Origin of the sequence: Pseudomonas edaphica (genome assembly GCF_965277385.1) — a bacterium.
GTDB lineage: Bacteria > Pseudomonadota > Gammaproteobacteria > Pseudomonadales > Pseudomonadaceae > Aquipseudomonas > Aquipseudomonas edaphica.
Map to the genome: position 1 here is coordinate 4,759,832 of NZ_OZ255725.1, position 24,910 is coordinate 4,784,741.

Consider the following 24,910-nt stretch of genomic DNA (forward strand, 5'->3'; position numbering starts at 1 on the left):
CAGTTTTTTACGTGCGGTGGTTAGGGCCTGGGTGTCATTCGGATATTGCCCAGGAAGAGAAGATTGTCCTTGCCGGGGATGCTCCCGTTGAAAATACCCAAATGCACAGTTTCTGTTCTAGCTGCGGTAAATGTCCCGGTTCCGGTTTGTGTTGATGCGTTGGTTATGTTTTGTACATAGGCGCCGATTGGGCTGCCGTTAATCCTCAGTTGCAGCGTCGAGCCATCTCCAGCGGGTGAACCACCACGGGCATCAAAGCTGAAATCGTAGGTGACCCCAGCGATGACCGATATGGGTCGAGTGATGATGTGAGCGGCGGTGACCTGGCTGCTGGGCAGGTCAACGACCACGCTGCCGTTGACGACGTGCAGCTTCCCGCCTGCATAAATTGTCGGAGGTACCCAGCCTTGGAAGGTGCCATCGGCGAAATCCCACACTGTGCCAGGAACAGGCACAACGATGCCGCCGGCATCGATGGACACGGTTGCGTTCGGCGCAAAGTACACGTCGCTGCCACGTCGAACGCGTAATATTAAAACAACATTGGTGCCTGACTTACCGACAATGATTGAACGGTGAGTCAAAAAGTTGAGCTCGGCCTCGTCTTTCTCCACCTCAAAGCTCAGGTTGTACGTTCTGCCTCTTTCGCCGATCAAATTTGCGTTGACGAAATCACCCTGCATGACGGCAAAGGGGCAAACCAATTCAACCGCATTGCCGATCAGCAGTCTGGTCGAGAGGTTTGGAATGGGTAGCGCGTTGTCCTGCAGGACGAATCTGAGGGGGGGAATAGTCAGCATGGTGTGCCTCTGCTTTATGCATGTAGGGGGTCACCCGATGAGGCACGCAAAGACGTAGGCGCAACAACTGTCAGAAATGACAGTGCAGACGAGCGGTCAAGGTATCTGGCGCACTGGGGCAGCCTGTTGAAGGATTGCCACCGGGTGTAAAAGCGGCAACCGCCATTGCCGCTTTACTGGCGCCACGCGGAAGCCCATTGCCGCTTTTCTGGCATTGCCGCCGGCAAACCTTGCGCAAACCCTTGTAATACGGGCCTTCGGCGAATTGGCATGGGCCTTGCTATAACCCAGATACGAAAAGCAGGTCAGCCTAAAGGTTTCCGCCATGAGCATCAGCTTCGATAAAGCGCTCGGTATCCACGAACAAGCCCTGGGCTTTCGCGCCCAACGTGCCGAAGTCCTGGCCAACAACATTGCCAACGCCGACACCCCGAACTACAAGGCTCGGGATTTGGACTTCTCCGCCGTGCTCGCCGCACAGCAGGACAAGACCAAGAACGGCACCTTTGCCTTGAACATGACCAACAGCCGTCATATCGAAGCGCAAGGCCTGGGCAATGGTGACGAGTCGCTGCTGTATCGCACGCCGATGCAGCCGTCGATCGATCAGAACACCGTCGACGCCCAGCTGGAGCAATCGGCCTACGCCGAGAACTCGGTGAATTTTCAGGCCAGCTTCACCCTGCTTAACAGCAAATTCAAAGGGCTGATGTCAGCCCTGCGCGGAGAGTAAGCCATGTCCCTCGCCAGTGTTTTCAATATTGCCGGCAGTGGCATGAGCGCGCAGACCACGCGTTTGAACACCGTCGCCAGTAACATCGCCAACGCCGAGACCGTGTCTTCGAGCATTGACCAGACCTACCGCGCCCGTCACCCGGTGTTCGCCACCATGTTCCAGGGTGGCCAGGCCGGCCAGAGCGGCAGCGGTGATTCGCTGTTCCAGAACCAGGATGCGGCGGGCCAAGGCGTGCAGGTGCTCGGCGTGGTCGAAGACCAGAGCAACCTGGAAGCCCGCTACGAGCCTAACCATCCGGCCGCGAACGAAAAGGGTTACGTGTACTACCCCAACGTCAACGTGGTCGAGGAAATGGCCGACATGATTTCCGCCAGCCGCTCGTTCCAGACCAACGCGGAAATGATGAACACCGCCAAAACCATGATGCAGAAGGTCCTGACCCTGGGTCAGTGATAAGGGGCGCCAAATAATGGCCATTGTTGATACCACTTCTACACCCAACACGGCGGTTCAGGACCTGTTCAACTCCAAGGTCAAGACTGCCACAGACAACAGCGGCCTTGATGGTGCCGCCAAGGCGGCCACGGGCAACCAGGCGCTGGGCAAGGATGCGTTCCTGCAACTGCTGGTGACCCAGCTGAAAAACCAGAATCCGCTGTCGCCTCAAGACAACGGCGCGTTCGTGGCGCAGCTGGCGCAGTTCAGCAGCCTGGAAGGCATCAACACCCTGAACGACTCGGTGAATGCGATCTCCAGCAACTTCAGTTCTTCGCAAGCGTTGCAGGCCTCGTCACTGGTCGGGCGTTCGATCATCACCCAGACCGACAAGGCCATGGTTGATACCAGCAAGAGCATGACCGGCTCGGTGGCGGTGACGGCAGCGACAGGCAACGTCTCGGTAAAAATCACCGACAAAGACGGCAACGTGGTGCGCACTATCGACATGGGCGCCCAAAGCGCCGGCAATTCAAGCTTTATATGGGATGGCAAGAACGACAAAGGTGAAGTCGCCCCCGCCGGCACTTATACCTTCGCGGCCAGCACCAAGAATGACAAAGGCGACTCGGTTGCCCTGTTGACGTCGCTGCCGGCAACGGTCACCAGCGTGACGTTGAGCAAGACCGGCGGCGAAATGCTGCTCAACCTTGCAGGCGGCATGGGCAGCGTCAAGCTGTCGCAAATTCAGACTATCGGTACATAGAGCCGGCTAAATACGGCAGAAGGAGAGAAACATGTCTTTTAACATCGGCCTTAGCGGCCTCTATGCGGCCAACAAACAACTGGACGTGACGGGCAACAACATTGCCAACGTTGCGACCACCGGTTTCAAATCGTCCCGTGCGGAGTTTTCCGACATCTACGCGGCGTCCAAACTGGGCACTGGCCAGAACAGTGTCGGCAGCGGCGTGAACCTGGCGGCGGTGTCCCAGCAATTCACCCAAGGTGACGTCAACAACACCGGCGGCTTGCTGGACATGGCGATCCAGGGCGGTGGCTTCTTCGTGCAGAAGGGCAGTGACGGTTCGCTGGAATACACCCGTAGCGGCACCTTCCGTTCGGACAAAGACGGCTACATCACCAACAACACCGGCACCTCGCGCCTGCAAGGCTACGCCGCGGACGCCGATGGCAACATCATCAAGGGCGCGCTGACCGACCTGCAATTGAACCTGTCGAACCTGCCGCCCAAGGCGTCCACCAAAGTGGACTCCACCAGTAACCTGAACTCTTCCTCGCCGGTGATCGATCAGGCGGCGCACCCGTTCGATCCAACCGAGTCCAGCTCGTTCAGCACCCAGTACAACACTACGCTGTACGACACCCAGGGTAACGCGCACCCGATGGTGCAGTACCTGGTCAAAACGGATTCCAATACCTGGAAGTCCTACACCCTGATCGACGGCCGTAACCCAGACGGTTCGGCGCCTACCGGCACAGGCTCGACGCCACCGGTGGCATCGACGTTGAGCTTTGACGGTGCCGGCAAGCTCACCGGGATTGTCACCGGGGGCACCTCCAGTACTACCTTGCAGCTGACTGGCTGGGTGCCGGGTACAGTAACCAATGGCGTGTGGACTAAAAACGGCGCGAATGCCAACCCTGGCGGTATTGCCATCAATATGGGCAACATCACCCAGTACAACTCGGCCACCTATCGTAACCCACCGGTCACCGATGGCTATGCCACCGGCCAGATCACCGGTCTGAATATCGACGGTAACGGCGTGCTGTTCGCCACCTTCAGCAACCAGCAGAGCAAGGCCATCGGTCAGCTCTCCCTGGCCAGCTTTAACAACGAGCAGGGTCTGCAGCCGTCGGGTGGCACCACTTGGAAAGAGACCTTCGCCTCGGGCCAGCCGGGTTATGACGCCCCGCAATCCGGCACCTTGGGTTCGATCGTGTCCAAGTCCCTGGAAAACTCCAACGTCAACCTGACCAACGAGCTGGTGGACCTGATCAAGGCCCAGAGCAACTACCAGGCGAACGCCAAGACCATCTCCACCCAGAGCACCATCATGCAGACCATTATTCAGATGACCTGATGCGGTTGGCCTGACACTGCTGTGAATGAAAGCCCCTCTAGCGAGGGGCTTTTTTTTGCCTGCTATTTGGATCAGCAACCATTCCCACCCTTTGCTCAATTGCGAACTGACAGGCCTTTGTGGAACCGACCTCGCCGTTCTTTCCACTTATCGGACTTAAAGGTGCTGGATCTTAGGGGGCGGGGTATGTGGAATTTGTCGGTGTCTGGCCCTGGGGCTGGAAGTGTGCATTATGACGTCAGTGGCGCGGGGCAAAACCTGTGGGGCGCTAACCCTACAGAGGAAAAAAAGGATGACATAGAGGCCGATAAAAAAACCGTCGCCCAAATGCTCAAACAGCTGGATGACGCCGAAAAGGGCAACAAAAACCAAACCGCCCAGGACTTGCGGGACAAGCTCAATCAAAAGCGCAAAGCGCTGGGGGAGGAGAAGTTCAAGGAGATCCTTGAGCAGTTGAAGAAGGACGCGTCCACCGATTTGCTCGCGTTGTTGAAGAGGCTGTTTCCGGATTTATTTGCGGATGAGCCGTCTCCAGCGCCAGCTCCTGGACCGTCACCAGGTGGTGGTGGTGGTGGTGGTGGTGGTGGTGGTGGCAGGGTAAATCCGAAGAATTTCGGCGGTAGCGAACCCATGAGTAATCTACCGATTACCGACGGTTCCAAGCATTTCAACTACAAGCCAGATGCAAGCAACCCAGGTAAAAAGCCGGACAATATCTGGAGTGGTTTCAGCCAAGGCCCTGACGGCAATTGCGTCACCGTTTCCGCGATAAAGGGAGCGATGATGAAGTTTGGTCAAAAGCCTACCGACGTCTTCAAGGATGTGAAGGAGACGGGAGGGGGTTACTACGTAAAAATGCGAGACGGTTTCGAGCTTACTTTATCTAAGGGTGAGTTAAGGCATGCAGCCGCTTACGCGCAGTTCAAGGGCGATAATCCGGGCATGATTACCGACGCAAACTTCATGTATGCCGCGAGCGCCAAGCGGGCTCAAATGGAGGGCAATGGCTACGATGACAACCCCAATGCTGCAAAACAGAGTTTCGCTCATGCGATGCAAAGTTTGAACAATGGCGAAATGGGTTGGGAAGCGCTGGACCGGCTTGGCCTGAAAGACCTCTATAGGCGGTCTTCGAGTTCCGAGCTGGCAAGTGGCAAGCTGGGTGTTGTGGATTATGGCCACCATTCAATGGCGGTGATTGGCGGGCGCATTGAATTGTGGGGTGGGCGCGGTGAAGGGCCCCAGGAAGGCAACGCCTACGCATTCGTGTAGCGCAAAAAAAACCGATAAACCCAAATGCATTCAGGTTTATCGGTTTTTTTACATCCCGGGCGTTCAAGCCCGGGACTCACTCAGCTTATTGGCAAGCTTCGCAATCCGGCTCATCAATCGCGCAAGCCTTTGGCACGGGTGCCGGGCCGGCTGGAGCAGCCAGCACCGAATCATCACCGTGGTTGCCGCTGGAAACAGCGTTGAGCTTACCGGTGTTGATGGTCGACTTCTCGGTGCTGGTCGCGGCCAGGGCACGGAGGTAGTAAGTGGTTTTCAGGCCACGGTACCAGGCCATGCGGTAGGTCACGTCGAGCTTCTTGCCCGATGCACCGGCGATGTACAGGTTCAGCGACTGAGCCTGGTCAATCCACTTCTGGCGACGACTGGCGGCGTCAACGATCCACTTGGTGTCCACTTCGAAGGCGGTCGCGTAGAGCTCTTTGAGTTCTTGCGGGATGCGCTCGATCTGCTGCACCGAACCGTCGTAGTACTTCAGGTCGTTGATCATGACCGAGTCCCACAGGCCGCGGGCCTTGAGGTCGCGAACCAGGTACGGGTTGATCACGGTGAATTCGCCCGACAGGTTCGATTTCACATACAGGTTCTGGTAAGTCGGTTCGATCGACTGCGATACGCCAGTGATGTTGGCGATGGTTGCGGTCGGTGCGATGGCCATGATGTTGGAGTTGCGAATGCCTTTCTGCACACGGGCACGTACCGGCGCCCAGTCCAGGGTTTCGTTCAGGTCAACGTCGATGTACTTCTGGCCACGCTGCTCAATCAGGATCTGTTGCGAATCCAGCGGCAGGATGCCTTTGGACCACAGCGAGCCCTGGAACGTCTCGTAGGCGCCGCGCTCGTCGGCCAGGTCGCAGGAAGCCTGGATCGCGTAGTAGCTGACCGCTTCCATGGACTTGTCGGCGAACTCGACGGCAGCGTCCGAACCGTAAGGAATGTGCTGCAGGTACAGCGCGTCCTGGAAGCCCATGATGCCCAGGCCGACCGGACGGTGCTTGAAGTTGGAGTTCTGCGCCTGTGGCACCGAGTAGTAGTTGATGTCGATAACGTTATCGAGCATGCGAACGGCGGTGTTCACGGTGCGTTCCAGCTTGGCGGTGTCCAGCTTGCCGTTGACGATGTGGTTCGGCAGGTTGATCGAGCCCAGGTTGCAAACGGCGATCTCGTCCTTGTTGGTGTTCAAGGTGATCTCGGTGCACAGGTTCGAGCTGTGGACCACGCCCACGTGCTGCTGCGGGCTGCGCAGGTTGCACGGGTCTTTGAAGGTCAGCCATGGGTGACCGGTTTCAAACAGCATGGACAGCATTTTGCGCCACAGGTCTTTGGCCTGGATGGTCTTGAACAGCTTGATCTTGCCTGGGTACTGGGACAGGGCTTCGTAGTACTCGTAACGCTCTTCGAAGGCCTTGCCGGTCAGGTCGTGCAGGTCCGGCACTTCGGACGGCGAGAACAGGGTCCACGGGCCGTCATCGAAGACGCGCTTCATGAACAGGTCAGGGATCCAGTTGGCGGTGTTCATGTCGTGGGTACGACGACGGTCATCACCGGTGTTCTTGCGCAGCTCGATGAACTCTTCAATGTCCATGTGCCAGGTTTCCAGGTAGGCACACACGGCGCCTTTGCGCTTGCCACCCTGGTTCACGGCTACAGCGGTGTCGTTCACTACTTTGAGGAACGGTACAACGCCTTGGGACTTGCCGTTGGTGCCCTTGATGTAAGAACCCAGTGCACGCACCGGCGTCCAGTCGTTACCCAGGCCGCCGGCGAATTTGGACAACATGGCGTTGTCGTGGATCGCGTGGTAGATGCCCGACAGGTCATCCGGCACGGTGGTCAGGTAGCAGCTCGACAGCTGTGGACGCAGGGTGCCGGCGTTGAACAGGGTTGGGGTCGACGACATGTAGTCGAAGGACGACAACAGGTTGTAGAACTCAATCGCGCGGTCTTCTTTTTGCTTCTCTTCAATCGCCAGGCCCATGGCCACGCGCATGAAGAACACTTGCGGCAGTTCGAAGCGCACGCCGTCCTTGTGGATGAAGTAACGGTCGTACAGGGTTTGCAGGCCCAGGTAGGTGAACTGCTGGTCGCGCTCGTGGTTGATCGCCTTGCCGAGTTTTTCCAGGTCGAAGGTGGCCAGGATCGGGTTCAGCAATTCGAATTCGATGCCCTTGGCGATGTAGGCCGGCAGGGCCTTGGCGTACAGGTCAGCCATTTCGTGGTGGGTGGCGCTGTCGGCCACGCCCAGGAAGCCCAGGCCTTCGGCACGCAGGGTGTCCATCAGCAGGCGCGCGGTCACGAACGAGTAGTTCGGCTCACGTTCAACCAGGGTACGGGCGGTCATCACCAGGGCGGTGTTGACGTCGGTCAGGGCCACGCCGTCGTACAGGTTCTTCAGGGTTTCGCGCTGGATCAGGTCACCGTCGACTTCTTCCAGGCCTTCGCAGGCCTCGGTGATGATGGTGTTCAGGCGGCCCAGGTCCAGCGGAGCAAAGCTGCCGTCGGCCAGGGTGATGCGGATCGACGGGTGAGCTTGCACGGCCGCTTCTTCAGCCGGGGAGCGCACGGCACGTTCCTTGGAACGGGCGTCACGGTAGATCACGTAGTCGCGTGCCACTTTCTGCTCGCCGGCACGCATCAGGGCCAGTTCGACCTGGTCCTGGATTTCTTCGATGTGGATGGTGCCGCCCGACGGCATGCGACGTTTGAAGGTCGCGGTAACCTGTTCGGTCAGGCGGGCAACGGTGTCGTGGATGCGCGACGAGGCAGCAGCGGTGCCGCCTTCAACTGCAAGAAACGCTTTGGTGATGGCGACGGTGATTTTGTCATCGGTATAAGGAACGACAGTGCCGTTACGCTTGATCACACGCAGTTGGCCAGGTGCAGTGGCGGACAGATCCAGGTTCGAATCAGCGGCCTGCGGCACGGAGCCTTGCGGGTTCTCGCGAGTTGTGTCGGTTTGCATGGGGGGTTGTCTCCACATTCTATATTTATTTGGGCACCATCACGGTGCCCACCGTTCCGTCCTGAAGCACTTACAACAGGCCTGGGCCTGGCATAACAACTTCGGGACAGGAGGAAGGGAGCTATTCGCGCCGCTTCCATGCCGAAGTCTTCGGTTCGGGGCTTGAAAGAGCCCTTGGCCGTATTCCTGCCGGGTGACAGTTGCTCGCTGCAAGCACTGCAACACCCGTACCGTTTTCTGCCAATCGGGCTGGAAAACGGTTGCCATCCGCGTGCGCGGTTTGGGCTTTTAAAAAATGCTTTGGTTCAACCAAACAGGAGCAAGAAAGCGCTTGAGTTTCTTGTCTGATTTGTGTTTGGTTTTTTGCTTAAAACCCTACATGTAGGGTTTTTTTAGCGCCGAGGTACAAGATAATGCGTTTTGGGGGGCTTAGCAACGCACTACCTGTGGATAACGCTGTGGGTAAAATGTGTATGAAACGTGGAACACCCGTGTAGGCCGCAGTACTGCTGGATTACGCCGTTTGTCACCGAATATTCCAAGGCAAAAACCGTCTGTTGGTTTTTTGAGGGCGCGAACCCTATCACAAAAAAACGTGATCACCGAATGGATTTCCCGGCTTGTGTTTAAGGGTTGGCCCATGGCTACAATCGGCCTTCATATAGAGGCAGCAGTGTGTTTGCTGCACATGACAATAATGAGAACCGAGGTAGCGCATGGAGCAAGAAGCCTGGCAGATATTGATCGTCGAGGACGACGAGCGACTGGCCGAGTTGACCCGTGATTACCTGGAGAGCAACGGCTTGCAGGTGTCGGTGGAGAGCGACGGCGCCCAGGCGGCGGCGCGCATTGTCGCCGAACAACCGGACCTCGTGATCCTCGACCTGATGCTGCCCGGCGAAGACGGCCTGAGCATCTGCCGCAAAGTCCGCGAACGCTACGACGGCGTGATCCTGATGCTCACCGCCCGCACCGATGACATGGACCAGGTGCAGGGCCTGGACATGGGCGCCGACGACTACGTGTGCAAACCCGTGCGCCCGCGCTTGTTGCTGGCGCGTATCCAGGCATTGTTGCGGCGCAGCGAGCCGGTACTACCCGCCGCCGTGGAAAGCCAGCGGCGCCTGCAATTCGGCCCGCTGGTGGTGGACAACGCCCTGCGCGAAGCCTGGCTGCATGAGGGCGGCATCGAGCTGACCAGTGCCGAGTTCGACCTGCTGTGGCTGCTGGTGGCGAATGCCGGGCGTATCCTGTCCCGCGAAGAAATCTTTATTGCCTTGCGCGGGATTGGCTACGACGGCCAGGACCGCTCTATTGATGTGCGCATCTCGCGTATTCGACCCAAGATCGGCGACGACCCGATTCACCCGCGCCTGATCAAAACCATTCGCAGCAAAGGCTACTTGTTCGTCCCCGAAGCTGCCGCCGACATGCCGCTGTGAACTCGATCTTCCTGCGCATCTACGGCGGCATGTGCGCGGCGCTGATCCTGGTGGCGTTGCTCGGAGTGCTGGCCCTGCACCTGCTCAATGAAGTGCGCAGCGGCCAGTACCGTGAGCGCCTGGCCCACGGCACCTTTGCGCTGATGGGCGACAACCTGCAACCGATGAGCGCGATCGAGCGCCAGCGCGCCCTGGCGGTGTGGGAGCGCTTGCTCGGCATTCCCCTGGAACTGCGTCCGTTGGCGGACGCGCAGTTGGACCTGACCCAGCGCAACCGCCTGCAGCGTGGCCAGGTGCTGGTGGAGCAGACCGGCCCGCATGCCGCGCGCGTGCTGCGCCTGGTCAGTGAACAGTCGCAGCTTGTGCTCACCGGTGAAGTGCAGCAGATCAGCGAGCAGCTGGCGCGTGCGACGATTTACCTGTTGGCTGACGAACTGGTGCGTTTCCCGGTGGCCGAGCAGCCGCAACGCCTGGCGGACATAAAAGAGGCCAAGGGCTTTGGTTTTGAGATGCACCTGATGACGCTGGATCAGGCGGATATGGATGATGACCAGCGCCGCCGGGTTGCGGAAGGCGACACGGTGATGGCCCTGGGCAAGGGCGGCGACTCCATCCGCGTATTCGCCGGCATGGTCGGCACGCCGTGGGTGCTGGAAATCGGCCCCTTGTATCAAATGAACCCGTACCCGCCGCAGTGGCTGATCCTGATCGCGTTGATCAGCCTCACGCTGATCGGTTTGATCGTCTATTTATTGGTGCGCCAGCTTGAGCGCCGCCTCAAAGGCCTGGAGGCGGCGGCCACGCGCATTGCCAAAGGCAACCTGGAAGTGCGCGTACCGGCCCGGGGCGCCGATTCGGTGGGGCGTTTGGCCGCCGCCTTTAATGGCATGGCCGAGCACTTGCAGCAATTGCTGGCGATCCAGCGCGAACTGGTGCGCGCCGTCTCCCACGAATTGCGCACCCCGGTGGCGCGCCTGCGTTTCGGCCTGGAGATGATCGGCGACGCCGCCACCCCAGAGGCGCGGCGTAAATATATGGACGGCATGGACAGCGATATCCAGGACCTCGACGGCCTGGTCGACGAAATGCTCACCTACGCCCGCCTGGAGCAAGGCGCGCCGGAACTGAATTTCCAGCGGGTAGACCTCAGCGCCTTGCTCGATCAGGTGATCGGCGAATTATCGCCACTGCGCCCGCAGGTCAATGTTGCCCGTGGCATCTGCCTGTCTTCGGCACACTGGGATGATGCCTGGGTCGACGCCGAGCCGCGCTACTTGCACCGCGCCCTGCAAAATCTGGTGGGCAATGCCATGCGCCATGCCCAGGGCCGGGTGCTGATCAGCTATCAAGTGGGGCAGGTGCGTTGCCGCATTGATGTGGAAGATGACGGGCCGGGGGTGCCGGAAAGCGCCTGGGAGCGGATCTTTACGCCGTTCCTGCGTTTGGACGACAGCCGCACGCGAGCTTCAGGCGGACATGGTCTGGGTTTGTCGATTGTGCGGCGGATTATCTATTGGCACGGCGGGCGGGCGTTGATCAGCAAGAGCAACAACCTGGGTGGGGCGTGTTTCAGTTTGAGTTGGCCCAGGGATCAGGACAAGACTTAAGACCGCTATCGCAGGCAAGCCAGCTCCCACATTTTGAATGTACTCGCACATCAAAGGTGGGAGCCGGGCTTGCCCACGATAGCGATCTATCAGGCGCCGACAGCCACCAGACTCAACAACTGCTCCCCCTCCACCGCAAACTGCCCCTCCAACTCAGTGCCATAACACCACTCAGCAGACAGCTCCGTCAGCAACCGCAACCGCACATGGCCTGCCTGCGACCACTCAAGCACCTCGGCGTGCTCAAAGTAGAAACGCTTGTGCACAATCGGATACAGCGCTTTGAACAGGCTCTCCTTGACCGAAAACGTCAGCGTCACCAGCAGGGCATTCTGCTCGCGCGGCCCCAGTGACATGCGCTGCAATTCGTCGGCCGTCAGAATCTCTCCAGCCAAACGTTCGGCTCGCTCCAGTGACAGCAGATTTTCAAGGTCCATCCCCAAACCGCGCCATTGCGCCTTGTGCCCGACAATGGCCGCCGCGTGGCCGGTGCTGTGGGTAATGGAACCGCTGATATGCCCAGGCCACACCGGCGCACGGTCGTCACCGATGGCCGGTACGCAATCGAGTTGATCAAGCTGTTGCAACGCCGCCCGTGCGCACAGGCGACCGGCAAGGAACTCCGCCTGGCGTTTGGCCACCGAGCGCTGGATGCTGGCCGGAGGCGGCACGGCGCTGCGCTGGAAGTCATCGGCGAGCAACAAGGCCGGGTCGAATCGCGTACTCAAGAACACCGTGCCCGGCAGCGGGATGGGCAGTGGCCAATGGGCATCGAGCGGGGTGCAGCAAGCGGGTAGAGGCGTCATGCGCGGTATTTTGCGTCAGTTGGCGCGCCGGTGGATAGTCCGTAACGGTTCAGGCCTGGTTCAGAGCCCGTTCAGGGGGAGTTCAGGGGCGCCTGCGTAGTCTGGCTTCAACAGCCAAAACGCGTAGAGGTAAGCCCCATGACTGCGATCAAAAAGCTGATTCTGGCCTTAAGCATGCTCGGCGCCACTGCCGGGGTTCAGGCTTCGGACGGTGCGTTTGCCACTTTCGGCAGCGAGAAAACCAGGAAATCCAGCAACCTGATCCAGCGTGTGAGCTTCGAAGAGGTGGCTGGCCAGGCGGCGCCGTGGGGCCAGTCTTTGGGCATGACCACGCCGCAACCGGCCTACCGCACCGGCTACGAACACCTGATGGGCCAATACAATGGCATTAAACTGCGCCCGCAAGACTTGCAGGGCCGCTATGATATCCCCCTGTCGGACAGTTGAATCGCCTTGGAGAGCCTTATGAAATTGCTGGTCGTGGAAGATGAGGCGCTGCTGCGTCATCACCTGTTCACCCGCCTGACCGACAGCGGCCATGTGGTCGAAGCCGTGGCCAATGCCGAGGAAGCCCTTTACCAGACCGGCCAATTCAACCATGACCTGGCGATTATCGACCTGGGCCTGCCCGGCATGGGCGGCCTGGACCTGATCCGCCAACTGCGCAGCCAGGCCAAGACTTTCCCGATCCTGATCCTCACCGCGCGCGGCAACTGGCAAGACAAGGTCGAAGGCCTGGCTGCCGGTGCCGACGATTACGTGGTCAAGCCGTTCCAGTTCGAAGAGCTGGAGGCGCGCATGAACGCCTTGCTGCGCCGCTCCAGCGGGTTCACCCAGTCGACCATCGTCGCCGGGCCTTTGCTGCTCGACCTCAATCGCAAGCAGGCGTCGCTGGATGAGCAACCGTTGGCGCTGACGGCCTACGAGTACCGGATTCTCGAATACCTGATGCGTCACCATCAGCAGGTGGTCGCCAAAGACCGCTTGATGGAACAGCTCTACCCTGATGACGACGAGCGGGATCCGAACGTGATCGAAGTGTTGGTGGGTCGCCTGCGCCGCAAGCTGGAAGGCCCGGCCGGGTTCAAACCGATCGACACCGTGCGTGGCCTGGGCTACCTGTTCAATGAGCGCTGCCGTTGATTCGCTCGCTACGTGTGCGCTTGATGCTCGCGGCCACCACCCTGGCCGTGCTGTTTATGCTGGGCTTGTTGCCCGCCATGCAAGGCGCGTTCAGCCTGGCGCTGCAGGATTCCATCGAGCAGCGCCTGGCCTCGGATGTCACCACGCTGATTTCCGCCGCGCGGGTCGAAAACAACCGCCTGCTGATGCCGGCGCAGTTGCCGGACGAACGCTTCAACCTCACTGACAGTCGCCTGCTCGGTTACATCTACGACCGTGAGGGGCATCTGGTGTGGCGCTCGCGGGCGACCCAGGAAGAAAACATCAACTACAAGCCGCGCTACGACGGGCGCGGTAATGAATTTGCGCGGATTCGCGAAGCCAATGGCCAGGAGTTTTTCGTGTACGACGTCGAGGTCAAGTTGCTGGGCGGCAAGAGCGCGGCGTTCAGTATCGTGGCACTGCAACCGGTGCGTGAATACCAACTGACCCTCGAAGGCCTGCAGGAAAACCTCTACCTGGGCTTCGGCGCGGCCTTGCTCGTATTGTTGACGTTGTTGTGGCTGGGCCTGACCTGGGGCTTGCAAGCGTTGCGGCGCTTGAGCCAGGAGCTAGACCAGATCGAAGGCGGCACCCGCGAAAGCCTCACCGAGGAACACCCACGCGAACTGTTGCGCCTGACCGGCTCGCTCAACCGTTTGCTCCACAGCGAACGCGAGCAACGGGCGCGCTACCGCGATTCCCTCGACGACCTGGCCCACAGCCTGAAAACCCCGCTGGCGGTGTTGCAGGGCGTGAGCGAAGACATGGCCCAGCGCCCGGAAGAACGCGGCCAGGCCTGGGTGCTGCAATCGCAGATCGAACGCATGAGCCAGCAGATCGGCTACCAATTGCAGCGCGCCAGCCTGCGAAAAAGCGGCCTGGTGCGGCACCAGGTGCGCCTGGAACCGGTGTTGCAAAGCCTGTGCGACACGTTGGACAAGGTTTACCGCGACAAGCGCGTGACCGTGACCTTTGAATTACCGCCCGAGTGCGATGTGCCGATCGAGAAGGGCGCCTTGCTGGAAATGCTCGGCAACCTGCTGGAAAACGCCTATCGCCTGTGCCTGAGTGAAGTGCGCATCAGCCTGACGGAGAACCTTGAAGGCACTGAGCTGTGCATCGAAGATGACGGCCCTGGGGTACCGCCCGATCAGCGTGCGCGGATTCTGCAAAGGGGCGAGCGGCTGGACCGCCAGCATCCGGGGCAGGGCATTGGCCTGGCGGTGGTCAAGGACATCATTGAAAGCTACAGCGCGCGGTTGACCCTTGGGGATTCGCCTTTGGGTGGCGCGGCGTTCAAGATTCACTTTCCGGCGGCGTGATCTTTATTGCCCTTACAGGCCCCATCGCAGGCAAGCCAGCTCCCACCTTTTTGATTGTGTGAATCCGATCAACTGTGGGAGCCGGGCTTGCCCGCGATGAGGCCCGCCCAGGCACTGCACCTCTAACTCTCCTGTGCCCGGTAAGCCCCCGGCGTCAATCCGGTCCACTTCTTGAACGCCCGATGAAACGCCGACGGCTCAGAAAACCCCAACTGCTCGGCAATTTCCTGCAACGACAAATCCGCCCGCCCCAAGTGGTAAATGGCGATGTCCCGCCGCAACTCATCCTTGAGCGCCTGAAAACTGGTGCCTTCCTCACGCAAATGCCGGCGCAGGGTTTGCGGGCTGATGTGCAGGTGCTGGGCGACGGCCTCCAGGTCCGGCCAGGGCGTGCGGTCGCGGCTGAGCAAGCGGCGCAGTTGGCTGCTTAAACTGTCGCCCTCATCCGGTCGCGACAACAGGTCAGCGGGCGAGCGCTCGAGAAAGTGCTTGAGGGTGCGCTCGTCCTGCAACAACGGCAGGCTCAGGTAACGGGCGGGAAACACCAGGCTGCTGTTCGGCGCGCCAAATACCTGAGGGCAGGGGAACAGCAGGTCATATTCGCCCGCATGGGCCGGCATCGGATAGCTGAACGTGGCTTGCTGTAGCCGGATGCGCTGGCCGATCAGCCAGCTGCCCAGGCGATGCCAGATCACCAGCAGGCACTCGCTGAGAAAGTGGTCCGGGTCCCACAGCTGCGAATCGTCCAGGCTCAAGCGGGCCATGTCGCCTTCTCTGGTCAGCTGCCAGCGCGGACCCTGCGGGAATAGGCTATAAAATAATAAGCCGCGTTCCAGAGCCTTCTCCAGGGTGCGGCAGTGAATCAGCGCGTGGCACATCATGGCGAAGGTGCCACGCTTGCTCGGGCCTTCGGCAAACCCCAGGTATTCGTCGTCCAGCCCCAGCCACAGCATTTGCAACAGCCGGGTAAATTGCTCGGGGGCGATGCGGGCGCGGGGTTCGCTCAGCAGTTCCGGGGTGATGCCCACTTGCAGCAGCAGGCCCGAATAGTCGTAACCCGCGCGGCGCGCACCGCCCAGGGCGGCGCGGGCGTAGTGACTGGCGATGGTACGTTCACGCATGTGAGGGCCTCGTCCATGGAGTGGCGGATGTTAGCCATCACCGGGTGGGGCGACAAGGCGGATATCCGCCAAATTGTAGGACGAGAGGGGATGAGTGGGCGGAATTCCGCCACCTGGCCCCAGTGTCGATGGCGTATTGACTGATCTCGGCCCTGATGTCTAAAGGCCGTCAGCGGTTTTCAGCAAAGTGGCACGGCGTTTGCGATAAGGATTACAGCGCAGGTTTATTCCTACAGACCTCGCAAACAACAAATCCCTCCAGTGCAGGAGGGTTCGCAATTCAAGTGTCGTGGGCAATGGCGGATCTTTGTCACACGGTGCGATTGAGGAACTTTGCAATGACGACTCGTCAGCCAATCTACAAATCCCTGTATTTCCAGGTGATCGTCGCAATCGTTATCGGTATTTTGCTCGGTCACTTCTACCCGCAGACCGGTGTGGCCCTCAAGCCACTGGGTGACGGCTTTATCAAGCTGATCAAAATGGTCATTGCCCCGATCATCTTCTGCACCGTTGTCAGCGGCATCGCTGGCATGCAAAGCATGAAATCGGTGGGCAAAACCGGCGGCTACGCGCTGCTGTACTTCGAAGTTGTTTCCACCATTGCCCTGCTGATCGGCCTGATCGTCGTTAACGTTGTGCAACCGGGCGCCGGCATGCACATCGACGTGGCGACCCTGGACGCCTCTAAAGTCGCGGCCTACGTGACCGCTGGTGCAGACCAGAGCGTGGTTGGCTTTATCCTCAATGTGATCCCGAACACCATCGTCGGTGCCTTCGCCAACGGCGACATCCTGCAAGTGCTGATGTTCTCGGTGATCTTTGGTTTCGCCCTGCATCGCCTGGGTGCCTACGGCAAGCCGGTGCTGGACTTTATCGATCGCTTCGCCCACGTGATGTTCAACATCATCAACATGATCATGAAGCTCGCGCCAATCGGTGCCCTGGGCGCCATGGCGTTCACCATCGGTGCCTACGGCGTAGGTTCCCTGGTGCAGTTGGGCCAACTGATGATCTGCTTCTACATCACCTGCATCCTGTTCGTGGTGGTGGTGCTGGGCGCCATCTGCCGTGCGCACGGTTTCAGCGTGTTGAAGCTGGTTCGCTACATCCGTGAAGAGCTGCTGATCGTTCTGGGTACTTCCTCCTCCGAATCCGCACTGCCACGCATGCTGATCAAGATGGAGCGTCTGGGCGCGAAGAAATCCGTAGTAGGCCTGGTGATCCCGACCGGCTACTCCTTCAACCTCGACGGTACGTCGATCTACCTGACCATGGCTGCCGTGTTCATCGCCCAGGCGACTGACACCCACATGGACATCACCCACCAGATCACCTTGCTGCTGGTGCTGCTGTTGTCCTCCAAAGGCGCTGCAGGCGTGACCGGTTCGGGCTTCATCGTGCTGGCTGCGACCCTGTCGGCCGTAGGCCACCTGCCGGTTGCCGGCCTGGCGCTGATCCTGGGTATCGACCGCTTCATGTCCGAAGCCCGCGCACTGACCAACCTGGTCGGTAACGCCGTTGCCACCATCGTTGTGGCCAAGTGGGTTAAAGAGCTGGACACCGACAAGCTGCACAGCGAGCTGGCGTCCGGCGGCACTGGCATCTCCGACACCCGCCCGGAAGATGACCTGGGCGTGGCTGAAGGCCCTGCTCCTGCTATCAAGTAAAAAATTGCCCAAGGTGTGAACAACACCCAAAGCCTGCAAACGCCCCGACTGGTTCGGGGCGTTTGCGTTTCTGGCGTGGCGCTTTGGGTTTTGCTTGCTTTACAGTAAGTGAATACTTCATTCGCCGTAGGAGACCTGATGGACAGTGTGGATCTGAATGTCCTGCGCAGCGTGCTCGAATGGCGCCGTGCCGGGCACCGAGTAGTTTTGTACAGCGTGGTCCAGACCTGGGGCAGCGCCCCACGCCCGCCGGGGGCGATGTTGGCCTTGCGTGGCGATGGCGTGGTGATCGGCTCGGTGTCGGGTGGTTGCATCGAGGACGACTTGATCGCGCGCTTGCAGGATGGCCGCTTGCCGGAGGATGGCCCGCCGGTGCAGTTGGTGACCTACGGAGTCACCCGCGATGAGGCGGCGCGTTTCGGCCTGCCGTGCGGCGGCACGTTGCGCCTGACTGAGGAACGCGTGGATGAATTTGGCTGGGTCTCGCAGCTGCTGGCGCGCTGCGAAGACCATCAGATCGTCGCGCGTGAACTGGACCTGAGCAGTGGCACGGTGACCCTGAGCGGCGCGGCCAAGACCGACGTCGTGACCTTTGATGGCGAGCGCCTGCGGGCTATCTACGGCCCGCGTTGGCGTTTGCTGCTGATCGGCGCCGGGCAGCTCTCGCGCTACGTGGCTGAAATGGCGCGCCTGCTGGATTTCGAAGTGCTGATCTGCGACCCGCGCGAAGAATTCGTCTACGGCTGGGAAGAGCAGCATGGCCGCTTTGTGCCCGGCATGCCGGATGAGGCGGTGCTGAATATCCAGACGGATGAGCGCACGGCCATCGTCTGCCTGACGCACGACCCTCGATTGGACGATATGGCGCTGCTGACGGCGCTGAACTCATCGGCGTTCTACATTGGCGCCCTCGGTTCGCGGGTCAATACGCAGAAGCGCCGGGAAACCCTGGCGGCGCTGGGGTTGTCGGCGGAGGCGATCGCGCGTCTGCATGGGCCGATCGGACTGCATATCGGTAGTCATACGCCGGCCGAAATTGCTCTGTCATTGATGGCGGAAATTGTCGCGATCAAGAATGGCGTGGCACCGATGCAGAAGAAACCGTTGCCGGTGGAGGCTGAGTAATGGTGACGGCGATTGTGCTGGCGGCGGGGCAGGGCAGTCGCTTTCGTGCTGCGGCCGGTGCTGATCAAGACAAGCTGCTGGCTGATTGCATCGGGCTTGACGGCGTAACGCGGCCAGTGATTGAGCAGGTGTTGATGAATTTGCCAGGGCGCGTTGTAAGGCGTTGGCTGGTCACTTCGCCGGACCGCCTGGCCGTTATTCGCTTGGCCAAGGCGTATGGCTGTGAAGTCTTGCTGCTCGAATCGGCCGGTATGGGTGACAGCATCGCGGCGGCTGTCGCAGCCAGTGGTGAGGCCGATGGCTGGTTGGTGGTGTTGGGGGATATGCCGTTTATTCAGCCGTCGACCATTGAACGGGTGGTTGATGCGGTCCAGGACGATGGCATCAGTGTGCCGGTGCAGGCGGGTAAATACGGGCATCCGGTGGCTTTTGGCCGGGCGCTTGGGCCGCGAATGATGGCATTGAGCGGTGATCGTGGCGCAAAGCCGTTATTTGCCCAGGCGAGTGTGCAGGAGGTGCGAGTGGAAGATCCCGGTGTGCTGTGGGATGTGGACCTGCCGCAAGCATTGAGTTTCAGCGCGGACTAACTGTGGGAGCGGGCTTGCTCGCGATGCAGGCACCTCGGTGTGTCAGACACGCTGCGGTGATGCTATCGCAGGCAAGCCAGCTCCCACCTTTGATCTCCACAAGGCAAAAGTTGAACGCCCATAAAAAAGCCCCGCCTGATCACTCAGGCGGGGCTTTTTAGTGGCGGATGGAATCAGACGAGAGGTTTAGGCTCGTGCTCTGTTTCCAAGGCCTTGTGCTCAACCGGGGCTGGAGCCTCGATCGCTTCGGCAGCCGGTGCGGCAGCGGCTGCAGCAGCGGCGGCTTCAGCTTCCTTGCGGCGACGACGCACTTCACGTGGGTCGTTTGGCGCACGGCCGTTTTCGGTCAGGGCGCTGGCAGGCGCGGCTTCAACCACGGGCGCTGCGACTTCGGCAACCACTGGCGCTTCAACCACGGGTGCAGGCTCAACCACTGGGGCGGGCTCGGCAACCACTTCGGCAACCGGTGCAGGCGCTTCTTCCACCACAGGGGCAGGTGCTGGCGCTTCAACCGTTGCAGCTGGTTCGGCAGTCCACTGGAAGGCGGTCTGTTCTTCGCGAACTTCACGCACTGCCGGGGCTGCTTCCTCGACAACCGGCGCTTCAACGACGGCTTCAACCACTGGCTGAGGCTCGACTACCGGTGCAGGCTCGACAGCAGTCACTTCGACTTCTGGTTGAACGTCGCGCACTGGCGAGGCAACTTCCACTTCCGGAACCACTGGGGCTTCGATCGGGGCAGTGGCTTCGACGACTGGCGCTTCAACAACCGGCGCTTCAACCGCTGGCGTCTCGGCAACCGGTGCTTCTGCAGCAGCCGTTTCTTCAACAGCAGCGGTAGCGCGTTCAGCTTGCTCATGCGCCTGGGCTTCAGCCGGTGCGCTGATCACGGTGCTGGCAACTGCGGCGGTCACAGCCAGGCCGGCAGCCAGTTCGGCGCCCGTCGGTTCTGCGGTTGCAGCTTCGCCGTTCTCGCCGGTCTCTTCCGAGCCTTCGATCACATTGCCGTTGGCATCACGCTGACGCTCACGGCGGTTGCTGCGGCGACGCTGGCCACGGGAGCGGCGGCGTGGACGATCGCCTTCGGCGTTGTCCTGACCGTCTTCCTGCAGTTGCTCTTCACCGGTCAGCACTTCTTCTTCGCTGGTGGCAGCGGCTTGCTCGGCACGTGGTTGACGCTCTTCACGCGGTGGGCGCGGCTGGCGCTCTTCACGTGGGGCGCGTTCTTCACGCGGCTGGCGAGCCGGGCGTTCTTCGCTGGCGGCTTCGGCAGCGACGGCAGCTACCGCTGGTGCGGCGTCCAGCGGCTCGCGCAGTTCACGCACACGTTCTTCACGCTCGCCACGTGGCTTGCGGTCTTCACGTGGGGCGCGCGGAGTACGTGGCGCGCGCTCTTCGCGCGGTGCACGTTCTTCACGGGCTACAGTCGGGGTCTCTTCACGGGCTTCGCGAGGTGCACGCTCTTCACGTGGTGCGCGTTCTTCACGCGGTGCACGTTCTTCGCGGGGCTTGCGCTCTTCGTCACGGCGACCGTTGCGGTTACGGCTCTGTTGACGGCCGTTGCGACGTTCTTCGTTGCGGGCCGGGCGCTCGGTGGCCGGTTTTTCAACCACAACCGGCGCAGCAGGCTCTTCTTTACTGGCGAACAGGCTGACCAGTGACTTCACCAGGCCTTTGAACAGGCTTGGCTCAGGCATGGCGGCCGGCGCGGCAACCGGTGCAGCCACTTCGGTCGGTACCGGAGCGTTGGCACGTGCCGGTGCTGTCTTAACGGCCGCTTCCTGGCGAACCAGGGTGCGGGTCGCGGCGGCTGGCTGGACTTCTTCCACTTCAGCAGCGGCAGCAGCGATTTCGTAGCTGGACTGGCCGCTGTGGGCTTCCGGGCTGTCATCACGCAGGCGTTGCACTTCGAAGTGCGGCGTCTCGAGGTGATCGTTCGGCAGGATGACGATGCGGGCACGGGTGCGCAGTTCGATCTTGGTGATCGAGTTGCGTTTTTCGTTAAGCAGGAAAGCGGCCACCGGGATCGGCACTTGCGCGCGAACTTCGGCGGTGCGGTCTTTCAGGGCTTCTTCTTCGATCAGGCGCAGGATAGCCAGCGACAGCGATTCAACGTCACGAATGATGCCGGTGCCGTTGCAACGCGGGCAGACGATGCCGCTGCTCTCGCCCAGGGAGGGGCGCAGGCGCTGACGGGACATTTCCAGCAGGCCGAAGCGCGAGATACGGCCGACCTGTACGCGGGCACGGTCAGCTTCCAGGCATTCGCGGACTTTTTCTTCCACGGCGCGCTGATTCTTGGCCGGGGTCATGTCGATGAAGTCGATCACGATCAGGCCGCCGATGTCACGCAGGCGCAACTGGCGGGCGATTTCTTCAGCCGCTTCCAGGTTGGTCTGCAGGGCGGTTTCTTCGATGTCGCTGCCTTTGGTGGCGCGCGCCGAGTTGATGTCGATGGACACCAGGGCTTCGGTCGGGTCGATCACGATGGAGCCGCCGGAAGGCAGTTCGACCACGCGCTGGAAGGCGGTCTCGATCTGGCTTTCGATCTGGAAACGGTTGAACAGCGGAACGCTGTCTTCGTACAGCTTGATCTTGCTGGCGTACTGCGGCATCACCTGGCGAATGAAGGTCAGGGCTTCGTCCTGGGCTTCAACGCTGTCGATCAGCACTTCGCCGATGTCCTGGCGCAGGTAATCGCGGATGGCGCGGATTATCACGTTGCTTTCCTGGTAGATCAGGAACGGCGCGGAACGATCCAGGGAGGCTTCTTTGATGGCGGTCCAGAGTTGCAGCAGGTAGTCGAGGTCCCACTGCATTTCTTCGCTGCTGCGGCCCAGGCCTGCAGTGCGCACGATCAGGCCCATGTCGGCAGGAGCGATCAAGCCGTTCAGCGCTTCACGCAGTTCGTTGCGCTCTTCGCCTTCAATGCGACGGGAAATGCCGCCGGCACGCGGGTTGTTCGGCATCAGCACCAGGTAACGGCCGGCCAGGGAGATGAAGGTGGTCAGGGCAGCGCCCTTGTTGCCACGTTCTTCTTTTTCGACCTGAACGATGACTTCCTGGCCTTCGCTCAGGACGTCCTTGATGTTCACGCGGCCTTCGGGGGCTTTCTTGAAGTATTCGCGGGAGATTTCTTTGAGGGGCAGGAAGCCGTGGCGCTCGGAGCCGAAATCGACAAAGGCAGCCTCAAGGCTTGGTTCGATGCGAGTAATACGGCCTTTATAGATGTTGGCCTTCTTTTGCTCGCGCGCACCGGATTCGATGTCCAGGTCATAGAGGCGTTGGCCATCTACCAGTGCAACACGCAACTCTTCGGGTTGAGTTGCGTTAATCAGCATTCTTTTCATGTTGTACCGTCGGTTTCCGGGCTGCCGGAAACGGCGTTCGGCACACACGACTTCTCACGGTCGGTGTCAGGTGCGTCAAGAGTGGTTGGCCACTCCAGTGTCCAGCAATAACGAGCCAATTGGGCCGGTATCGCGACGGACGCGTCCTGCTTGTTAGCGGTGGTGACAAAGGCACCACTTCAACAAAAGCTAAGGTCAGGAGGAGGAATCAACCGGCGACTGTGGACGAGATGAAGCGTCTTATAAGCCTAATGCTACACGGTCCGACGGTTGTGCATCTCCACCCTACACGTATCCCTGATAATTCGGGTGCTGCCGCGCGCAGAATCCGCAGCGGGTTGGCATTTACCGTGTACTCCAATGGGGAGTCCACGCTCATGGCTAAACAAGACTAGGTGTGGGCGACTGCGCTCTCACTCAGCTCTTAACAGGCGTTGTTTCCGAAGCATTCGCCGTGGTCTGGCTCAAGACTGACTGCACTTTGTGAACTGGCCGTAAATATCGGCGCAGAACGCGAGTATTCACTCTGCTTTCTGCACTCGCTTCAGGCCTCATGTCACCTGCGCTTGTTACAATCCTGAGCCTTCCAGGGTGGCAAAAGCCCCGTAGGACGGCCTCGCGTCCTGATGAATTGCGATGGTCAGGGCCGGCAGTTTGCCGCAAGTCCTCTGTCCAGGCCGCTTTTGGCGGCGTTCGCGACTATAGCAGCAATGATTAAGTGCTTCAATTCCATAAAAAATTGTTATCATCGCCGCCATGACGAATACCGCCCCCCAGACCCCCAGCGTCCAGCTGCTCGAGGTCTCGCCGGAATATGCCGGCCAACGCATCGACAATTTTCTCCTGGCCAGGCTCAAAGGCGTGCCCAAGACCTTGATTTACCGCATCTTGCGTAAAGGTGAAGTGCGCGTGAACAAAGGCCGGATCAAGCCCGAGTACAAGCTGCAGGCGGGCGATATCGTCCGTGTGCCGCCGGTGCGCGTGCCTGAGCGTGACGAGCCGGTGCCATTGGCCCAGGGCCTGTTGCAGCGCCTGGAAGCGTCGATTGTCTTCGAAGACAACAAGCTGATCGTGATCAACAAGCCTTGCGGCATTGCGGTTCACGGCGGCAGTGGCCTGACGTTCGGGGTGATCGAAGCCTTTCGTCAGTTGCGCCCGGATGCCAAGGAGCTGGAGTTGGTCCACCGCCTGGACCGCGACACCTCCGGCCTGCTGATGATCGCCAAAAAACGCAGCATGTTGCGTCACCTGCACACCGCCTTGCGTGGCGATGGCGTGGACAAGCGCTACATGGCATTGGTGCGTGGCAACTGGGCCAGCTCCATCAAGAGCGTGCGTGCGCCGTTGCAGAAGAGCAACCTGCGCTCCGGCGAGCGCATGGTCGAAGTGGACGAGGAGGGCAAAGAAGCCCTGACCCTGTTCAAGGTGCTGCGCCGCTTCGGTGACTTCGCCACGATGGTTGAGGCCAAGCCGGTGACCGGGCGTACCCACCAGATTCGCGTGCACACCCTGCATGCGGGCCACTGCATCGCCGGTGACACCAAGTACGGCGATGAGGATTTCTCCAGGGAAATTCGTGACCTGGGCGGCAAACGCCTGTTCCTGCACGCCTACATGCTCACCGTACCGCTGCCCGATGGCGGCGAGCTGAAGTTGCAGGCGCCGGTCGATGAGATGTGGGCCAAGACCGTGGAGCGTTTGAGTGTCGCACCCTGACTACAAGCTGCTGATTTTTGATTGGGACGGCACGCTGTGCAATTCCATTGGGCGCATCGTCGACTCAATGCACGCGGCGTCGACCCGTTCGGGTTTCGAGTTATGCACTGATCTGGCGGTAAAAGGCATTATCGGCCTGGGTCTGCCCGAGGCGATCCGTACCTTGTACCCCCGGATCAGCGATGCGCAGCTGGTGACCTTTCGTGATCATTACGCCGATCACTACATCGCGCTGGAGGCCACGCCTTCGCCGCTGTTTGACGGCGTAAGGCAATCCCTGGAAGCGTTTCGCGCCGAGGGTTATCACTTGGCCGTGGCCACCGGCAAGGCCCGTCGCGGGCTGGATCGGGTGCTCAAGGCTCACGGGTTTGAAGATTATTTCAGTATCACCCGTGCAGCGGATGAAACCGCCAGCAAACCTCACCCTCTGATGCTGGAGCAGATCCTGGCGCATTGCGGCGTAGCGCCGCGTCAGGCGTTGATGGTGGGTGACGCTTCCTTCGACCTGATGATGGCACGCAATGCTGGCATGGACAGCGTGGCGGTCAGCTACGGTGCTCAGGCAGCCGAAGCCTTGCAGGCATACGAGCCCAGGCTGACGATTGATCATTTTTCTGAACTGCAAGCCTGGCTCAGCCGGGCCTGATAAGTCTTTGCTGGGGTTAATGG

Annotated in this window: 20 protein-coding genes; 15 read left to right on the plus strand and 5 right to left on the minus strand. The window is 60.3% G+C overall.

The features are described 5' to 3' along the window. Positions 1 to 20 precede the first annotated feature (20 nt). Positions 21 to 800, minus strand: coding sequence for a hypothetical protein (locus ACQY47_RS21695; protein ID WP_428551720.1), 780 nt, complete (start codon positions 798 to 800; stop codon positions 21 to 23). A gap of 325 nt (positions 801 to 1,125) precedes the next feature. Here ACQY47_RS21695 and flgB point away from each other — a divergent pair, with 325 nt between their 5' ends. The 5 genes from flgB (at position 1,126) to ACQY47_RS21720 (ending at position 5,351) form a co-directional block, all read left to right on the plus strand. Beyond that, positions 1,126 to 1,533, plus strand: a complete 408-nt coding sequence (gene flgB, locus ACQY47_RS21700; protein ID WP_003214246.1) for a flagellar basal body rod protein FlgB — start codon at positions 1,126 to 1,128, stop codon at positions 1,531 to 1,533. 3 nt (positions 1,534 to 1,536) lie between these two features. Continuing rightward, complete coding sequence (flgC, locus tag ACQY47_RS21705; RefSeq protein WP_017138385.1) at positions 1,537 to 1,989, plus strand: flagellar basal body rod protein FlgC; 453 nt, start codon at positions 1,537 to 1,539, stop codon at positions 1,987 to 1,989. A gap of 16 nt (positions 1,990 to 2,005) precedes the next feature. Then, positions 2,006 to 2,737 carry a flagellar hook assembly protein FlgD gene (gene flgD / locus ACQY47_RS21710; protein WP_017138384.1) on the plus strand — a complete coding sequence of 244 codons (732 nt, stop codon included), beginning with the start codon at positions 2,006 to 2,008 and terminating at the stop codon, positions 2,735 to 2,737. A gap of 31 nt (positions 2,738 to 2,768) precedes the next feature. Further along, positions 2,769 to 4,079, plus strand: coding sequence for a flagellar hook protein FlgE (flgE, locus tag ACQY47_RS21715; RefSeq protein WP_017138383.1), 1,311 nt, complete (start codon positions 2,769 to 2,771; stop codon positions 4,077 to 4,079). A 186-nt stretch (positions 4,080 to 4,265) separates the two neighbouring features. Next, positions 4,266 to 5,351 carry a hypothetical protein gene (locus ACQY47_RS21720; protein ID WP_428551726.1) on the plus strand — a complete coding sequence of 362 codons (1,086 nt, stop codon included), beginning with the start codon at positions 4,266 to 4,268 and terminating at the stop codon, positions 5,349 to 5,351. 85 nt (positions 5,352 to 5,436) lie between these two features. On the opposite strand, the gene ACQY47_RS21725 is transcribed toward ACQY47_RS21720, so the two are convergent. Continuing rightward, the gene (locus ACQY47_RS21725) at positions 5,437 to 8,331 is read right to left on the minus strand and encodes a ribonucleoside-diphosphate reductase subunit alpha (RefSeq protein ID WP_428551729.1); all 2,895 of its coding nucleotides are present in this window, start codon (positions 8,329 to 8,331) and stop codon (positions 5,437 to 5,439) included. A 716-nt stretch (positions 8,332 to 9,047) separates the two neighbouring features. On the opposite strand from ACQY47_RS21725, the gene ACQY47_RS21730 reads away from it, so the two are divergent. Together ACQY47_RS21730 and ACQY47_RS21735 are read left to right on the plus strand one after the other, a co-directional pair. Beyond that, entirely contained in the window at positions 9,048 to 9,773 is a 726-nt protein-coding gene (locus tag ACQY47_RS21730) for a response regulator (RefSeq protein WP_099548170.1), read from the plus strand. Then, positions 9,770 to 11,380 (plus strand): ATP-binding protein, encoded by a 1,611-nt coding sequence (locus ACQY47_RS21735; protein ID WP_428551733.1) that lies wholly within the window; start codon positions 9,770 to 9,772, stop codon positions 11,378 to 11,380. Before ACQY47_RS21730 ends, ACQY47_RS21735 begins: the two co-directional genes overlap by 4 nt. 89 nt (positions 11,381 to 11,469) lie before the next feature. Here ACQY47_RS21735 and ACQY47_RS21740 read toward each other — a convergent pair whose 3' ends face one another. Beyond that, positions 11,470 to 12,186: a 4'-phosphopantetheinyl transferase family protein gene (locus ACQY47_RS21740; RefSeq protein WP_428551736.1), complete on the minus strand. Its 717-nt coding sequence runs from the start codon at positions 12,184 to 12,186 to the stop codon at positions 11,470 to 11,472. 138 nt (positions 12,187 to 12,324) lie between these two features. Between ACQY47_RS21740 and ACQY47_RS21745 the strand changes: the two genes are divergently transcribed. From ACQY47_RS21745 to ACQY47_RS21755, 3 genes are read left to right on the plus strand one after another with little or no spacing between them, the layout of a single operon-like run. Then, positions 12,325 to 12,633: a hypothetical protein gene (locus ACQY47_RS21745; RefSeq protein WP_428551739.1), complete on the plus strand. Its 309-nt coding sequence runs from the start codon at positions 12,325 to 12,327 to the stop codon at positions 12,631 to 12,633. An 18-nt stretch (positions 12,634 to 12,651) separates the two neighbouring features. Further along, a complete protein-coding gene (locus ACQY47_RS21750) occupies positions 12,652 to 13,329 on the plus strand; it encodes a response regulator (protein WP_017138377.1) in 678 nt (225 codons plus the stop codon). Beyond that, positions 13,326 to 14,672, plus strand: a complete 1,347-nt coding sequence (locus ACQY47_RS21755; RefSeq protein WP_058420767.1) for an ATP-binding protein — start codon at positions 13,326 to 13,328, stop codon at positions 14,670 to 14,672. The genes ACQY47_RS21750 and ACQY47_RS21755 overlap by 4 nt, the downstream gene beginning before the upstream one ends. Before the next feature lie 122 nt (positions 14,673 to 14,794). On the opposite strand, the gene ACQY47_RS21760 is transcribed toward ACQY47_RS21755, so the two are convergent. After that, positions 14,795 to 15,793: an AraC family transcriptional regulator gene (locus ACQY47_RS21760; protein ID WP_428551744.1), complete on the minus strand. Its 999-nt coding sequence runs from the start codon at positions 15,791 to 15,793 to the stop codon at positions 14,795 to 14,797. 338 nt (positions 15,794 to 16,131) lie between these two features. On the opposite strand from ACQY47_RS21760, the gene ACQY47_RS21765 reads away from it, so the two are divergent. The 3 genes from ACQY47_RS21765 to ACQY47_RS21775 all read left to right on the plus strand — a co-directional run bounded on the left by ACQY47_RS21765 (position 16,132) and on the right by ACQY47_RS21775 (position 19,175). Then, positions 16,132 to 17,463, plus strand: coding sequence for a dicarboxylate/amino acid:cation symporter (locus tag ACQY47_RS21765; RefSeq protein ID WP_017138374.1), 1,332 nt, complete (start codon positions 16,132 to 16,134; stop codon positions 17,461 to 17,463). A gap of 138 nt (positions 17,464 to 17,601) precedes the next feature. Next, complete coding sequence (locus ACQY47_RS21770; protein WP_017138373.1) at positions 17,602 to 18,588, plus strand: XdhC family protein; 987 nt, start codon at positions 17,602 to 17,604, stop codon at positions 18,586 to 18,588. Beyond that, entirely contained in the window at positions 18,588 to 19,175 is a 588-nt protein-coding gene (locus ACQY47_RS21775; protein WP_428551748.1) for a nucleotidyltransferase family protein, read from the plus strand. The genes ACQY47_RS21770 and ACQY47_RS21775 overlap by 1 nt, the downstream gene beginning before the upstream one ends. A gap of 173 nt (positions 19,176 to 19,348) precedes the next feature. On the opposite strand, the gene rne is transcribed toward ACQY47_RS21775, so the two are convergent. After that, complete coding sequence (gene rne / locus ACQY47_RS21780) at positions 19,349 to 22,525, minus strand: ribonuclease E (RefSeq protein WP_428551751.1); 3,177 nt, start codon at positions 22,523 to 22,525, stop codon at positions 19,349 to 19,351. Positions 22,526 to 23,281: 756 nt separating this feature from the next. Here rne and rluC point away from each other — a divergent pair. Together rluC and ACQY47_RS21790 are read left to right on the plus strand one after the other, a co-directional pair. Next, positions 23,282 to 24,241: a 23S rRNA pseudouridine(955/2504/2580) synthase RluC gene (rluC, locus tag ACQY47_RS21785; RefSeq protein ID WP_169985036.1), complete on the plus strand. Its 960-nt coding sequence runs from the start codon at positions 23,282 to 23,284 to the stop codon at positions 24,239 to 24,241. Continuing rightward, positions 24,228 to 24,887: an HAD-IA family hydrolase gene (locus tag ACQY47_RS21790; protein ID WP_017138370.1), complete on the plus strand. Its 660-nt coding sequence runs from the start codon at positions 24,228 to 24,230 to the stop codon at positions 24,885 to 24,887. The genes rluC and ACQY47_RS21790 overlap by 14 nt, the downstream gene beginning before the upstream one ends. Positions 24,888 to 24,910 lie beyond the last annotated feature (23 nt).